A 15,290-nucleotide genomic window follows, 5' to 3' on the forward strand; every position below is an offset into this window, starting at 1 on the left:
ATAGCGATGAAAGTAAGACTGTGTTTAATGGAAGGGTAACTCTCTAGATAAAAAACGATAATAGGGTTAATTTATTGCACCAATGTCCTAGTTTTTAAGCCATTAAAGAACGGCCAAGAATAAGATATTGTAAATAGGCAATATAGGCGAGCCTAGTTTGTGGTATTGTTTTTTACGTTTATCCAAGTGATGTGAAGAGTAATGTGAATATATTCTTAATACTATTAATCAAAATTTTCCCACTATACATCAACGTTGGTTTAGGCTTCTTTGCTACAAAGTATTTGGATGTTCAAAGGCACAGTGTTGCCGCTCTACTTATTTATATCATAGGACCTATTGTTGTCTTATCAGCAACCATGAGCGTAGAAATCAATGTAAGTGTTGCCTTTTTACCTATTTTTTTATATATCTTCGGTTCTATCATTGCTTTTGCCACCTTGTTCCTTTTTGGAAAAAACTGGAATGATCCAACGGGAAACATTTTAGCTTTTTCAAGTGGAACCGGAAATACTGGTTATTTTGGTATTCCTCTCGCGTTAATTTTTTTCGATACAAACTTAGCAAATATTTATATTTTTACTGTATTGGCTTCTCTGTTATATGAAAATACCACAGGCTTTTATGTTACGGCAAAAGGAAATTTTACTGCTAAACAAAGTATAATAAAGATAATAAAACTGCCGATTTTACATGCGTTCATTATCGGAATTACCTTGAATGTTATGGGGATAAAGCTTCCCGAAGAACTGACGTTTTACTCGGATCAGTTCAAAAGTGCCTATGGGATTTTAGGGATGATGATGTTGGGAATGGGGCTTCATGGCTTTAATAAAAGTGAAGATTTAGATGTTAAATTTATAAAAATCTCTTTTATCATCAAATTTATTTTTTGGCCCGCTGCAATTTTGGCACTTATTTATTTAGATAAAGCGTTTATTCAGTTGCTCAATGACGATTTATACAAAGTACTCATTTTGTTTTCAATCGTACCACTTGCAGGGAATACCGTCTCACTGGCAGTATTGTTAAATGCGAAGCCAGAGAAAGCGAGTTTGTCTGTCTTTTTAAGTACTGTGGTATCAATTTTATTCATCCCATTAGCGCTTTATTTTTACGGCGGCTTTTAAGGCGCTTCTATTGTTAGCTGTTTATTGTGCTTGTAAGAACTTAGCTTTTAATTTATTGATAAACAATCGTAAAATTAGCGGTAATTGTTGCTGGTAAGAATGCACGGCGTATACATTTCTCGCCTCGCCCAAATAATCAGGAAGTATTCGCTGTAAGGTGCCTGACTGTAATTCATTTTTAATAAATACTGAGGGTATTAAACAGATACCAGCACCGGTTACCGCGCTATTGATAGCACTGGTTGAAGTATTCATTTTTAAGTATTTTAAACTATCAAAGCTGATTACATCCTCCCCGCCTTTCGTTAAGACAAAGTTACTCTGCCAAGGCAGCATGATTAGCGTTTGCAGTGATAAGTTTTGCTCATTAATTTCACTCTGCTTAGCCAAATATTGTGGTGAAGCGACTAGCACACTTTCTAATTCACCGATCAGTATCGCATGATAGGAGCTGTCTTTTTGAGGGCCGACAGAAATGGCGACATCAAGCTGATGTTTAAGTATATCTAAACGTTCGTCAGTAAAGATCAGCTCAGGGGTAAGCTTAGGGTATTCATTGCATAACGCTGTGATAATGGGAGTGACTAAGGATGCTTCAAAAGCATGTGGCGCCGTTATTGCTATCCGTCCTGCTGGTGCTATCGCATTTTCGTGTATTTCATCTAACGTTACGGTTAATAATTCAAGTAATTGCTCACTTCTTTTGGCAATCAGCTGACCTGTGGGTGTTAAGTTTAATGTTCGAGTACTCCTATTAAGTAAACGCACGCCTAAGGCTTGTTCAAGCTGACTCACGTATTGACTAATTGCTGATTTGGTATGCCCTAGACTATAAGCTGCTTCGGTAAATGAGCCTTGTTTAAGCACTTCATCAAATACTAACATTTGGTATGCTAAACGTTTTTGTTCACTTTTATTGAACATTGTTTTCATCTTTTGGTTGATTATTAATGTTAAGAATAACAATAAAATGGTGCTTCTCAAATAACTAAGAGATAAAAAATGAATCAAATAACATTAAACACTATTAGAAATAACGTTATGCAAGCTAGCGCCGAGTGGATCTCTGATTTCAATCAAGGAAATGTTCAAGCATGTATTAACCGCTACTTACCCAGTGCAATAATGCAAGTTCATCCCTTTGGAAAATTCACTTCAACAGAAGCTATTGCTGGCTTTTGGTCTGAGTTTGCCAAAAGTAACCCCAGTGATTTAGTTTACCGAAATATTGATATTAAAGTTTTAAATGAAGGGCAAGCTATATTATCAGCAAATTGGTCTATGAATATTGCCAGTGGCTTTATAAGCAAAGAGTTGTGGACCCGAGCAGAAGATGGTCAGTGGTACCTTGAAGAGGACGACTTTACGGTACTAACACAACATACTGAACCAGTTGATAATAAGAGAACTGCTTTAGTGTTGGTTGACCTGCAAAATGATTATTTTAGCGGCGGGCGTTTTGAACTTGAGAATACTGATTTAGCTGTGAAACAAGCGAGCCAATTATTAGCTTACTTTAGACAAAATGAAATGCCGGTTATTCATATACAACACCTATTTAAAGAGGCTGATGCTACCTTTTTTGCTGCCAATACGGCAGGTGCTGACATTGAAAAAAGGGTTCAACCGGCTGAAAATGAACCTGTCATTATAAAACATCACATAGACAGCTTTATTGAGACTACACTAGAACAAACACTGGTTGAATTGGCTATTGATAACTTAGTGATTGTCGGTGCAATGGCACAAGCTTGCGTGCAAACCATTTGTCGAAGTGCAGTAAATAAAGGTTATAAGTGTCAGGTTATCTCTGATGCTATTGCTGCGCCTAAATTAGAATATAAGCAACACACCTTTACTGGTGACCAGCTGGTTGCAGCTAACTTAATCTCATTGTCGTTTGGCGGCGCTGACATTATTGAGGCAACTGAGTGGTTACAAAATAATAGTTAACCTGAACTTGGCTTAACAAATGTTTATCTAGCTGCTATTTTTCCTAACTTCTGCGTTAAATTTACTTGCAATAGACCTGCTATTGACGCGAAATTTGCTTTGAATTAAGAAAAACTATCAAGCAAGAAACTCATCGGAATGGTTTGTGTAGATATTTTAATGCGTTAAATATCTCTTAAACCGAGTTCCGGTTAGTTAACCCACCGATTAAAGCGCAATAAAAGTAGTGATTTGATTGAAAACCATCACTGCTTTTATTCATGTTTAGATACCTCATTATGCCTTATGTGTGTGACTCAAGGAAACAAGTGGTGAACGCTAACGTGCTAATAAGATGTTTTTTGTTTTCACAACACTGAAATAGAAATTAATACAAATCGCTCATCACAACGCAGTAATGCTCATCTACACTTCACCTTGTTATGTCCCACAATTGCGACGCCACATATTCAATACTGTGTCGTAATTGATACACTGCATTAATGATTAATTACTCAATATAAAATAAAACCATTAATTATCATGGGTTTATTTTATGTTTTGTCTCTGGCACAAGACTTGTAATAAATAACTCATCCCCTTTACGTATATAAGATGAATTATGGATATACAAAGAAAAGTTAATCCAAAACCGTTTTGGAAAAAATATGGCGTTGTTTTACTTGTTGTCGCTCTATTAATAGGCACTTATTCAATAAAGAATATTTTAGGAAATGCTTCTTATTTTATTGAAAGAAGCGCTGTGGTTATTGCCAAAGTAGAGCAAGGTGACTTTCGAGTGAATGTACGGGCAACAGGTGTGCTAAAGCCGCTTAATATTCGTTGGGTATCTTCACAAGTGTCAGGTAGAGCAGAGCAAGTTTTTGTGAAAGCTGGCGCTGAAGTCAATAAAGGCGATGTCCTAGTAACATTATCTAACCCTGAACTACATCGTAATTTAGAAAAGGCGCGCTGGGAGCTTGAAGCAAAAAAGGCTGAAAGTCATGTTGCCTTTGTGATGTTAGAGTCTCAGATGGTTGATTTAGAAAATTCAGTATTGTCCGCAAAATATAGCTATCAATCAGCGAAACTAAAACTTGATGCAGAAACTGCGCTCTTGGCACAGGGGAATGCGACTGTCTCTGCGCTCGAATATCAACGAAGCCAGCTAACCGTTAAGCAACAAATGCAATATTGGCGCGCCCAGCAACAAAAAGCTAAAAAAATGAAAGCGAATATGGCAGCAACAAAAATTTCTCAAAACGCCAGAATTGGTTTAGTCGAAAATAATTATCAGCGGGTGAAAGAGCAGGTTGCTGCATTGCAAGTGAGATCTTCAACCTCTGGTGTGGTGCAGCAAGTCTCACTAGAGCTCGGTGAACGGGCACAAGTAGGGGATAGTGTCGCTTTAGTCGCTGATCAAAAAACCTTATTTGCAGAGTTACAAGTACAAGAAGTTAGAGTCAGAGATATTGCGTTAGGTCAATTGGTGACTATTGATACTCGCACCAGTGAAATTATTGGCGAAGTGATGCGTATCGACCCTGCGGTAAAATCTGGCATGGTGTTAGTTGATGTCAAATTAATCAGTGATCTACCGGTAGAAGCTCGTCCGGAATTAACTGTGGATGGCTTGATTGCCATTAGTAACATAGAAAATGCTTTGTACGTTAAACGCCCTGTTTATGCGCCTAGACATAGCAAAGTCGGTTTGTATAAATTGAGCCAAGATCAGCAGTTTGCCAGTAAACATGCCGTTGGTTTAGGGCAGAGCTCTGTGAATAAAATTCAAATTATTGAAGGTTTGATGCTTGGCGATGAAATTATCGTTTCAGATACCTCAAGCTGGCAAGAACACCAAGAAGTTAAGCTCAATTAAGGCTGTACAACCAATAATACTGAACAAATAGTGACACAAAGTACACTCGTTAAAAGTGAAAATTAGAAACAAGCAACTTGCTGATTTGATATGGGAATAATTATGACAGCACTCATCACCTTAAAAAATATTAGTAAAACATTCTTAACCGAAGAAATAGAAACACGGGCGTTAAATACTATTAACCTAACGATTAATAAGGGGGAATACCTCTCTCTCAGTGGCCAGTCGGGTTGTGGTAAATCGACCTTACTTTCCCTATTAGGCTTATTAGATGCGCCTAGTTCAGGGCATTATCATTTAGCAGGGAATGATGTTTCCGCATTAACACGAGATCAAAGAGCAAAAATACGCAGCGAGCAAATAGGGTTTGTTTTTCAATCGTTTAATTTAATATCAGATCTGACGGTATTTGAAAATGTTATGTTGCCGTTGACATATCAAAGTGGAAAATCAAAAAAAATCATAGAAGCGAAAGTCGATGAAGTCTTAGCAAAAGTGGAAATGGGGCATCGTAAAAATCATTACCCTTCACAGTTATCTGGCGGACAACAACAGCGTGTTGCCGTTGCTAGAGCCCTAGTGAATGACCCTGCCATTATTCTTGCGGATGAACCGACAGGCAACTTAGACTCAAAAAATGCGGAGGCAGTATTACAACTCTTCGATCACCTTCATCAGGATGGTGCAACAATTTGCATGGTAACTCATGATCCCTCGTCAGCGAAAAGAGCGAGTCGTTGCTTGGAGATGTTTGATGGACAATTGATTAAAGATAATCACAACAAGCAAGATAAAGCGACTATTAAACCAGCTGAATTGGCTGCTAGCTAAATCTGAGGAGAAGTACTATGTCGATGTTAATAGATATTAAATACGCTTTTCGTTTGTTATTTAAAGCACCTAAATTTACTGCGATGACGTTAGGTGTCTTAGTCGGTGGCTTATCGATTAGCTTATACACCTTTTCATTTTTATACACCATGGTTTATAAACCACTGCCAATACCTGAAGCACAAACGGCAAAAGCAATTACCGTCAAATTTGACGGTAATTATAATTTAATCACAGGGTATGAATTTAGCAGTGTTAAAGAGAGTGTAACCAGCTTTTCCGAGTTTGGTGTTTATGATAATCGAAGTATTCGATTGTCTGTTGAAGCGTCGGGCAAAGATATTTCAGGCAGTTATGTCCAAAGTGGTTTTTTTGAATTCAGTCGAACAAAACCTATTTTAGGTCGAACAATCCAAACTCAAGATACTCAAGTAGGTGCTGCGCCAGTAGCATTAATTAGCTATGACGTATGGCAATCTGAACTTAATGGCGATGAAAATGTATTATCAAAATCACTGATGCTAAACGGTGTGATTACTGATGTGATTGGCGTTATGCCAGCAGGATATTTGTTTCCAAATACTTCAAAAGTTTGGTTACCTTTGTCTGATAGCGTATTCAATACTGCGGCACAGCTCAGTGAAAGTTATCATGCTTATGGTCGACTTAACCTTGATACGACTATTGAGCAAGCTGAGTTAGAGTTAGGCCAAGCTATTAATCAAGTTTATCAGCAAAATGTTAAGTTATATAACCTGCCTGAATTTGAAAAAGGCGCCAAACTGATGTCATTTCAATCAGCACAAACCAACGGGCAAGGTGGCATTGTTTTTGTCTTTTTAAATGGTATTTCATGGTTAATTTTATTACTTGCTTGTATCAATGTCGGTAACTTATTACTGGCACGTACTATCGAACGACAAAAAGAAACAGCAATTCGTGCTGCTCTGGGGGCAACCACTGCTCGCTTGGTTAGTCAGTTAATGTGGGAAGGCATCATCATATCAAGCGTTGGTGGTGTTCTGTCATTACTGTTAGTGGGCGCTGCGTTAGATTATACCGAAATTGCTTTTCATTCTTGGGTTCCTGGCGGAGGTTCATTTTGGTGGCATTGGGGCATGGATTTAGAGACCTTGTTAATGGGAATAGCCTTTATTTTTGTTACTATTTTATTATCAGCATTTTTACCTGCATGGCGATCCGCTAGGCAAGATATTAATGCCACATTAAGAGATGGTACTCGCGGTGCACAAAGTAAAAAAGCAGGAAGAATCTCTCGAATATTAGTTACCAGTCAAGTTTTTCTAGTGGCGACATTAATGTTAATTGGCTCTGTTTCCGCTTATATATCACATAAGTTTATAAACCTAGAAATGGGGGATAACTATACTGATGTGATGTCAGCAAGGATGACTATACCGGAAAGTAAATATCCTGAGCCAGAACAGCAGTTAGCATTATTTCAATTGCTGAAAGAAAGGATGGAGCAGCATCCGAATATTGTTGGTGTTGTCGCAAACGACTGGCGGCCTCAATTGACGGTAACTCTCGAAGGAAGAGATTATCCATCTGAAGAGAGTAAACCTAAAATTGATACAATTACCGTTATTGGTGAAACCTCAACGGTTGGTATTAACTTAGTGGCAGGCAGACAGTTTACCCACCTTGATAAGCTGGGCAACCGTAAAACAGCGATGATAAGTCAATCTATGGCTAAGCGTTATTGGCCTGGTGAATCACCTTTAGAAAAAAGCTTTCAGGTTAAAATTGATAATAAAAATGAAAAAGTGTTTGTTGTTGGTGTGGTTACAGACCGATTAAATCCGTCGACTATGTTTAGCCGGTTAGATAGCGCCGATGAAGTGTATTTATCAGGGTTACAATTTATTAGTAGTTTTCAAATTGTTTATTATCGGATTTTACCCACAACACAAAATGCAGAAGAAATTTTTTATCAAGCCATGTTTGATACCGATCGCTCTATTGAAATGACATACTCTGTGCAATTAGCGAGTAAAAATCGTCATATGATGCGCGACTCTATGGGCCTAATGTCTAATGTAACCTTTGGTACTGGCTTTTTTGCGCTCTTGTTAGCTATGGTAGGCATTTATGGTCTAACAGCAAATTCAGTGGCTCAACGTACCCATGAAGTCGGTATTAGGCGTGCGGTTGGTGCGAGTGATAAAAATATTACCCAGATGTTTTTAAAGCAAGGCGCTCGTCAATTAATTATCGGTTTAGGTTTGGCTGTAATATTATTTGCTTTAATTTCTTTTGGTTTTCACAAGTTTACTGAAGAAATTTTTCCGGTATATCTCTACTTCGTTATTGCTACAACGGTTGTCATAGGATTATCCGTTATTGTAATGTTGGCAATATTTGCACCCACTAAACGCGCCGTTAAAATGGAACCGAGTATGGCATTACGTTATGAATAAAATTATGCTCTTGGTGCACACCTATAATACCGGGTGTGCTCAAACGTCCAGAGCCACGCATCTTCAAGTGGCTTGGTTATAGTCATCTAATTCTTGTTCATTTTCTCGATATTACTTAAAGTGACTATATAACCTTGGTAACTTAACTCTTTATGAATAATTGCTTGTGAATAAAAAAATATTAATTGCCGATGATGATATTAATATCATTGCTAGTTTAAAATTTGTTTTAGCTGATGAAGGCTATGATATTGTGGCGGTCACAACACCACAAGCGGCGTTAGAAAGTTTAAATATGCAAAGTATCGATTTGATTCTACTTGACATGAATTTTCAACAAGACACCACCTCAGGGGCTGAAGGCGTTCAATTGGTTGAAGCAATCTCGGTACTTGAACTTAATATTCCTATTATTGTGATGACGGGCTGGGCGACAATTGATATAGCCGTTGAAGCAATGCAAGCTGGCGCAAAAGATTTTATTCAGAAACCGTGGAAAAATGAACGTATGCTCAGCGCAATTGATAATCAATTAGCGTTGGCTAAATCAGATAAAAAAGCACAACGGCTCAGTCAGCAAAACCAATTACTAACCTCACAAGCTCACCCTGACAGTCGTGCAGGTATCATTGCACAGTCTCAAACAATGCAAGAATTATTAGCAACACTTGATGACTTAGCCCAAAGCGATATGAGCATTTTATTAACGGGTGACAATGGTACCGGGAAAAGCATGCTTGCTGCATATGTTCACAGTGTTTCTAGTCGAGCAAAACACTCTTTTGTGCCAGTTAATATGGGCGCAATACCAGAATCTCTTTTTGAAAGTGAAATGTTTGGCCATGTCAAGGGGGCGTTTACTGACGCTAAAGAAAATCGTATTGGTCGCTTCGAAATGGCAGAGCAAGGCACTTTATTTTTAGATGAATTAGCCAACATTCCTTTTGCGCAACAAGCTAAATTGTTGCATGTGCTCGAGGCACAACAATTTGAGGCGGTTGGCAGTAGCAAGTCATTACATGCAGATGTACGTATTATTTCGGCGACTAACAGTGACTTATTGTCCGATATTAAAAACAATACTTTTAGACAAGATCTGTATTACCGACTCAATACTATTGAGTTAAGGGTGCCTTCTTTAAGAGAAAGAATGGAAGATATCCCTGCGCTCGCTGCGCACTTTTTACATGCTTTTAGTGCTAAATACCATCGAGCATGCCCTCAATTGACTGAGCATGCGATCATTGCCATGCAGCAATATGACTGGCCCGGTAATATTCGAGAGCTTAGCCATATGATGGAGCGAGTACTGTTTATTTGTAAAAAAGATAGTATTGATACTGTTGACTTGAGATTAACAGGCGCTGAAAACAATGACGTTGAATCGTTAGATGACCCTACTTTAAGTCTCGATGAAATTGAAAGAAAAACCTTAATTAAGCGATTGAAGTTTCACCGTGGTAATGCCACTGAAACAGCGAAGTCTTTGGGGTTAAGTCGAAGCGGCTATTATCGACGTTTGAGTAAATATGAATTGGATTAAAAAAAGCTGGCAATTACTTTTGGGTAATTCAAAAATTCAACGCGGTGATAATCAGCAAAAATTATTACTATTGGTGTGCATTCCGTGTTTTATCATTACGGCCACTGCACTTTTCTTTACTAATATGTCAGGCTATTTAATCGCTTTTATCCTTATTGTTTTATTGTTGCTGTGCAGTTTTGCTATTGTGGCGAGCAGGCAAAGTTCACAGTATCAAATCCGCACTTTATCTAGCTTAATTGAGTCAATGATTGATGGTGACTACACGTTGAGAGGACGGTTACAAACGAACCAAGCGTTTCAAGAGTTACTCAATTCGGTTAATGTTTTAGCCGATACTTTGTCGCAACATAAAATTGAAGCTAAAGAATCACGATTGTTATTAGAACGAATCATGGAACAAATGGATGCCATGGTATTAGCAACAGATGAGCAAGGTTTTGTCGTTATGGCGAATGCCTCAGCACATAAACTAGTATTGGCAGATGTTGATAATATCAAGACTATTCAACTTGCGACTTTGCCCATTGGTGCTGAAATTATTAGTGCCAATGCAGGTATCATTGAATTTAATGAGGGCACTATTAAGGGCGAACACTTTTTATCGAAAGAGTCTTTTTTAAGCGATGGCAAACAACATCAACTTTATACTCTGACAAATGCCGAACGTCTTTTGATGGAAAAAGAGCGACAGGCTTGGCAAAGTTTGCTCCGAGTGTTGAGCCATGAAATGAATAATTCATTAACGCCCATTGTTGCCATTAGTCAATCTATGCAAAAAAAATTACAAAGGGCAGATAGTGATTTAGACAAAGCCCCTTTACTTGATGGCATTAACATTATCAATGAACGTGCAGATTCTTTAAGCCAGTTCATTGCCAGTTACAGTCAACTATCTCAGCTACCTAAACCGAATAAATCAGTATTCAAATTAGCATTATTGATTGATGGTCTCTCGACACTTTATCCACAATGTGAAATACGGAGTAAAATTGACAGTGGTTTATTAATCGAAGCGGATAAAAATCAACTTGAACAAGTGTTGATAAATTTATTTAAAAACTCGGTTGAAGCAATGAACAATATCGATGACAAAATTATTGAGATTTACTGCTCTCAAGATGGGCATTGGCAACATATCTCTATTCGAGATTTTGGTTCAGGCATTGCCAACTTAGCTAATGTCTTTGTGCCTTTTTATACCACCAAACCTCAAGGTAGTGGCATTGGTTTAGCGCTATGTCGACAAATTTTATTCAACCATAATGGCTCCATAAAAATAGACAATTATCAATGTTCACTTCATGGTGATGATGAAGGTTCTGTTCATGCTAAACAAGGTGTTGAAGTGGTGTTATCCTTGCCTATGCATACGGAATAAACTAGAAAATTTTTCGCAATAACTGATATCATTAACTGAAAATTAAAGACGTCTCAAAACTACCATTAACGACTCTATAGCTGATTTTATGAATGCAAACTCTCTTATAATCCTCGATTTTGAAACAACGGGTTTGTCACCTGATAATGGTGATAGAGCGATCGAAATTGGTGCGGTAAAACTTGAAAACGGTGTGGTTACTGACCGTTTTCAAGAGTTAATGTACCCAGGAAGAGCGGTAAGTCATTTTATTGCCGATTACACGGGGATCACTAATGAAATGTTAAGCAAAGCAGCGCCATGTCATGATGTCATGGATCGTTTTGCTGAATTTATTCAAGGGCAAAACTTGGTTGCGCATAATGCTTCCTTTGATAAACGCTTTTTAGACAGCGAACTAAAGCGTATTTCGTCGAATTATGATGGTCAATTCGCTTGCTCGTTATTATTGTCTCGCCGATTATATCAAGGGGCGCCAAATCATAAGTTAGGCACATTAGTTAACTATAAAGGCATTGCTTCAAATGGCAGTTTTCATAGAGCCTTATATGATTCAGAAATGACGGCAAAGCTTTGGCTAATTATGTTAGATGATATTCAACAACGAGCAGGCATTGAGCAAGTGCCATTTGCAATGATTCAGAAGTTAACTAAAACAACGAAAGCTAATGTAGGTAAGTTTTTAGCTAACTATAGGTAAAACTTACCTCATATTAAGAAATGTAGAAATATTCCAACAAAACTGAGTCTTTTATTGTGAATAAGCCCCTCTTACAATATATTAGTCTTATGATTGGTTTCTAATTTGATTAGCGCACTCGGCTAAAACAATAGCCCCAGCAGTAGAAACATTAAGCGAGTTACCCATGCCAAACATAGGAATATGTATTTGCTGATGGCTTAATTTCAATGCTGCTTCACTCACGCCTTTGCGTTCATTTCCTAGTACTAATACGCATTTAGCAGGGTAAGTAACGCTAGTGTAATCAGCAGATTCATGGCATAACTCGACACTATAAATACTATGTCCCTCATCTAATAAAGCTTGTAAGCTTGCTGTTGTACTGTCGCTATATTCAACACAAACCCATTTTGCTTCGTTTCTAGAGGCTTTTTTCATTTTTTTATCTGAAATGGTTAGCGCGCCACAAACAATGACTTTTTCGATAGCAAAAGCATCTGCCAAACGGATAAAAGCACCTATGTTGTAACTATTGGTGACGTTATCTAAGACCACTATTAAGGGGATTTTTGGGGTAGTTAAATATTCATCTCGTGTTGGTTTGTTTTTTCTAAGATCTTCTTTGGAAAGTTGCATTTTTGAATTCATTATTTTTACTCTGCTCACTGCATATGATTGCTCTGCTTTGTTTTCAGGGCTAATTATCGAGCGTCATTTTTAGGTGTTGTTTTAGCGGGAACTATTGGCGGGGATTGTGCGGCTTTATCTGCTGAAGATCAAATGAATGTTAGGAGGAACTCGCTAAGTCAAGCTATGGGCTCAAAAAGTATTTCCCTGAATAAATCATTTCACTCTTAAATATTCTGCACATGTAAATATAATATTTCATGCGAATAGTTTATTTATCAGCACTCAATTCAATTTTTTTTTCGATAAACCTTGCTGGTTAACAAAATATAGCGATAATCGGGCAAGGTTTTTACATGCTAGGTTAAATAAGTGCAATTATTAGAAATAGAGTGTTTAGGTCAAACACTTCGGTTAGAAGGTTCATTGGCTGGGTGGCAGCAATTATTTTGGGGGGATCAGTGTGTCTCTCAAATTAATGCTAATGCCGATAGTGAGACATTTTCACATCAGTTTTCTTTGCATAGAGAAGGAAGTGAACAAGGAGAGCTGCAAGTTGAACTTAAAGGTTCATTGCAATGGCAGCCCTTTGATCTGCAATTCGAGCTTTTAGTCAATGATGAGCTGTTACAAGAAAATACCCTCACTGAAAAAGATATAGAGCAACGTCAAATTGCACAACACACCAAACAACCGATTAAATTCAGTTTTGTTGGTATGGCGGGTCTTGGTTTAAAACTTCTAAAAAGTGCCAAGGTCATTAAAGTGTTGTTTGCTGCTGGCAGTTTGGCTGCTTATAGCTGGCTGTTTTCTATTGAGTTTGCCATCGCACTTATTCTTTGCTTAGTTTTTCATGAGTATGGCCACATAAAAGCAATGAAATATTTTGGATTGAAAACCAAAGGTATTTATCTTATTCCCTTTGTTGGCGGTTTAGCCCTTAGCGATGACAAAATTAATACCCGCTGGCAAGATATTGTTATTTCCATTATGGGGCCCTTCTTTGGTTTAATACTCTCTGTTGCCTGCTTAATTGGTTATTGGCTTACAGATATCGAAATACTCGCTGGTTTAGCTGTGTTTAATGCCTTGCTTAATCTATTTAATATGTTGCCAGTATTACCGTTAGATGGCGGACATGTCCTGAAAAGTATCGCATTTTCAATCAATTCGAAAGTAGGTTTAGTGGCATGTATGTTAGGTGCTGCGTTAGGTGTTTATATTAGTTACTATTTTGGTTTAGCTCTGCTTGGCTTTTTACTGGCTATTGGTAGCATTGAAATATTCTTTGAATACAAGCGTCGACATTTAAGTGACTTATTACCGTTAAATCGCTATGCACAAATTGTCTCAGCGTTGTGGTATGTAATTACTGTTGGAGGTTTAAGCGCTATTATTTGGTTTGTTGGTCAAACAGGCAATGATGCTTTGTCATTACCGCTTAAAATATTAGCTAGTTAGTGTTTTTTCCGAGAATTTAATCTTGGCAGGTGAGCAAAAAAGGTATGAATTAAAACCAGCTGTTAAGCTGGTTTTTTGTACTTAGCCATTAATTATTTAGGTCAACTGTTCGCTATAGTGAATATTTATGGCTGAATTGGAAAGACGAACTATGTCACATTCGAGACATTAGAAGTTAATGTCGAAATGATGTTTAGGAATAAGTGTTGTTATGTTGTAACACTTTGTAGGCTAAAAAGTCCCAGACTAGCTGAGACTTTAAATAGGACTAATCAAATTACTAGGCTTTTATCTTTTTCTCGAAAATCCAATTCCAGCTAAACCTAAACCAAGCAATGCAATACTTATTGGCTCTGGAACTTCTGATGCACCTCTAAAAGCAATTTCTCCAATACCCGGCTGAAAGCCAATACCACCTTGGGTGGATAGGATATCGATATGAAGGAACTGAGTTGAAGTAGCTGCGAAACTGAAAATTTGCGCGGGGTCTGATCCAACGCCCCCAAGAGCGTTAAAAGAGCCAAGCAGTGAGCCGACACCATTACCCCAAATTTGATCTGTATCTGCATAAAGGTCGAAGGACGCAAGAGAACCAATGTTGGTTGAAGCCCATAAGGCCAGTCCGTCGATATTTAAAGCTGACCCTAAATCAAAACTAAATTGACCATCGGGACCGACGCTAAACCCCTCCAAGCCATTGTGTGTTGTACTGCCAGTATATGAAGTGAAATCAGTGACTCCACTAGTATACCCGGCAGATAGACCACTTTGATTAATCATATTTACGAGTGCAAAAGACCCACCAAAATCCGCTGTTGTTGCTGTGACGGAGGATGCCTGATGAATAGGTGTCGCCTGTACATTTACCGAGATTACTACAGTTACTACGATTGCAAAAATGGACCGATATATATTCTTCATATTACTTTCCTTTTTTTGAGTACTCATAACTCTAAAGCAACATCCACACCATAACGTTAATAAATTGTTTTTAAGGGATTAATAGACAAAGCCCGTCCGTTTACCCATAGTCATGTAAAATATCCTGACAGGTAAATCGAAAATTTTAACACTTCTACTGAGTCGTGTTGGTTGTGGCAGCCTAACAGCTTATTAAGGAGATTTCTCAGCAATATGACTCGAACAATTCATACGAAAATATACTGTAAAAATTGACATAAATTGTGACTTCAATGGACCTCAACAAGTTATGGCAAGTAGTTAGTGAAATTTATGTTTTTGTATTTAAGTGATTATTTCATTGTCCGTTTTTGATCTTATTATTTAATTATCAATCTTTGGCTAATTAAAAGGTTGGTAATTTAAAAAGTGATTTCCTCTTCATTATTCGACAACATAATGTTCGGTGCTATCCAATTC

The 15,290-nt window shown here is 37.7% G+C and carries 12 protein-coding genes; 9 read left to right on the forward strand and 3 right to left on the reverse strand.

Translation table 11 applies throughout. From position 1 onward, the window contains the following. Nucleotides 1-203 precede the first annotated feature (203 nt). Nucleotides 204-1,130 (forward strand): AEC family transporter, encoded by a 927-nt coding sequence (locus ND2E_RS03465; RefSeq protein WP_033095383.1) that lies wholly within the window; start codon nt 204-206, stop codon nt 1,128-1,130. Between the two features lie 21 nt (nt 1,131-1,151). On the opposite strand, the gene ND2E_RS03460 is transcribed toward ND2E_RS03465, so the two are convergent. Next, complete coding sequence (locus ND2E_RS03460) at nt 1,152-2,054, reverse strand: LysR family transcriptional regulator (RefSeq protein WP_052056923.1); 903 nt, start codon at nt 2,052-2,054, stop codon at nt 1,152-1,154. Nucleotides 2,055-2,132: 78 nt separating this feature from the next. On the opposite strand from ND2E_RS03460, the gene ND2E_RS22530 reads away from it, so the two are divergent. The 7 genes from ND2E_RS22530 (at nt 2,133) to ND2E_RS03430 (ending at nt 11,840) form a co-directional block, all read left to right on the forward strand. After that, nucleotides 2,133-3,083, forward strand: coding sequence for a cysteine hydrolase family protein (locus tag ND2E_RS22530; RefSeq protein WP_052056925.1), 951 nt, complete (start codon nt 2,133-2,135; stop codon nt 3,081-3,083). A 601-nt stretch (nt 3,084-3,684) separates the two neighbouring features. Then, nucleotides 3,685-4,941: an efflux RND transporter periplasmic adaptor subunit gene (locus ND2E_RS03455; RefSeq protein WP_033095384.1), complete on the forward strand. Its 1,257-nt coding sequence runs from the start codon at nt 3,685-3,687 to the stop codon at nt 4,939-4,941. Nucleotides 4,942-5,043: 102 nt separating this feature from the next. Beyond that, the gene (locus ND2E_RS03450) at nt 5,044-5,775 is read left to right on the forward strand and encodes an ABC transporter ATP-binding protein (protein WP_033095385.1); all 732 of its coding nucleotides are present in this window, start codon (nt 5,044-5,046) and stop codon (nt 5,773-5,775) included. Between the two features lie 17 nt (nt 5,776-5,792). Then, the gene (locus ND2E_RS03445; RefSeq protein ID WP_033095386.1) at nt 5,793-8,216 is read left to right on the forward strand and encodes an FtsX-like permease family protein; all 2,424 of its coding nucleotides are present in this window, start codon (nt 5,793-5,795) and stop codon (nt 8,214-8,216) included. A gap of 166 nt (nt 8,217-8,382) precedes the next feature. Continuing rightward, nucleotides 8,383-9,759: a sigma-54-dependent transcriptional regulator gene (locus ND2E_RS03440; protein WP_033095387.1), complete on the forward strand. Its 1,377-nt coding sequence runs from the start codon at nt 8,383-8,385 to the stop codon at nt 9,757-9,759. Then, nucleotides 9,746-11,140 (forward strand): sensor histidine kinase, encoded by a 1,395-nt coding sequence (locus ND2E_RS03435; protein ID WP_033095388.1) that lies wholly within the window; start codon nt 9,746-9,748, stop codon nt 11,138-11,140. The genes ND2E_RS03440 and ND2E_RS03435 overlap by 14 nt, the downstream gene beginning before the upstream one ends. Nucleotides 11,141-11,228: 88 nt before the next feature. Beyond that, nucleotides 11,229-11,840: a 3'-5' exonuclease gene (locus ND2E_RS03430; protein ID WP_033095389.1), complete on the forward strand. Its 612-nt coding sequence runs from the start codon at nt 11,229-11,231 to the stop codon at nt 11,838-11,840. Nucleotides 11,841-11,927: 87 nt separating this feature from the next. Here the strand turns inward: ND2E_RS03430 and ND2E_RS03425 are convergent, their stop codons facing one another. Then, nucleotides 11,928-12,470, reverse strand: a complete 543-nt coding sequence (locus ND2E_RS03425) for a TrmH family RNA methyltransferase (protein WP_033095390.1) — start codon at nt 12,468-12,470, stop codon at nt 11,928-11,930. Nucleotides 12,471-12,821: 351 nt separating this feature from the next. Between ND2E_RS03425 and ND2E_RS03420 the strand changes: the two genes are divergently transcribed. Then, nucleotides 12,822-13,910 (forward strand): metalloprotease, encoded by a 1,089-nt coding sequence (locus tag ND2E_RS03420; protein WP_033095391.1) that lies wholly within the window; start codon nt 12,822-12,824, stop codon nt 13,908-13,910. Between the two features lie 288 nt (nt 13,911-14,198). Here ND2E_RS03420 and ND2E_RS03415 read toward each other — a convergent pair whose 3' ends face one another. Beyond that, a complete protein-coding gene (locus ND2E_RS03415; protein ID WP_223303688.1) occupies nt 14,199-14,831 on the reverse strand; it encodes a PEP-CTERM sorting domain-containing protein in 633 nt (210 codons plus the stop codon). Nucleotides 14,832-15,290 lie beyond the last annotated feature (459 nt).

It is taken from the genome of Colwellia psychrerythraea (assembly GCF_000764225.1).
Classification (GTDB): Bacteria; Pseudomonadota; Gammaproteobacteria; order Enterobacterales; family Alteromonadaceae; genus Colwellia; species Colwellia psychrerythraea_D.

Excerpts from the sequence above, each read along its gene's own strand:
- ND2E_RS22530 (WP_052056925.1), top strand. The coding sequence starts at position 2,133 with ATGAATCAAATAACATTAAACACTATTAGAAATAACGTTATGCAAGCT.
- ND2E_RS03415 (WP_223303688.1), bottom strand. The coding sequence starts at position 14,831 with ATGAAGAATATATATCGGTCCATTTTTGCAATCGTAGTAACTGTAGTA.
- ND2E_RS03425 (WP_033095390.1), bottom strand. The coding sequence starts at position 12,470 with ATGAATTCAAAAATGCAACTTTCCAAAGAAGATCTTAGAAAAAACAAA.
- ND2E_RS03430 (WP_033095389.1), top strand. The coding sequence starts at position 11,229 with ATGAATGCAAACTCTCTTATAATCCTCGATTTTGAAACAACGGGTTTG.
- ND2E_RS03445 (WP_033095386.1), top strand. The coding sequence starts at position 5,793 with ATGTCGATGTTAATAGATATTAAATACGCTTTTCGTTTGTTATTTAAA.
- ND2E_RS03460 (WP_052056923.1), bottom strand. The coding sequence starts at position 2,054 with ATGTTCAATAAAAGTGAACAAAAACGTTTAGCATACCAAATGTTAGTA.
- ND2E_RS03455 (WP_033095384.1), top strand. The coding sequence starts at position 3,685 with ATGGATATACAAAGAAAAGTTAATCCAAAACCGTTTTGGAAAAAATAT.
- ND2E_RS03450 (WP_033095385.1), top strand. The coding sequence starts at position 5,044 with ATGACAGCACTCATCACCTTAAAAAATATTAGTAAAACATTCTTAACC.
- ND2E_RS03435 (WP_033095388.1), top strand. The coding sequence starts at position 9,746 with ATGAATTGGATTAAAAAAAGCTGGCAATTACTTTTGGGTAATTCAAAA.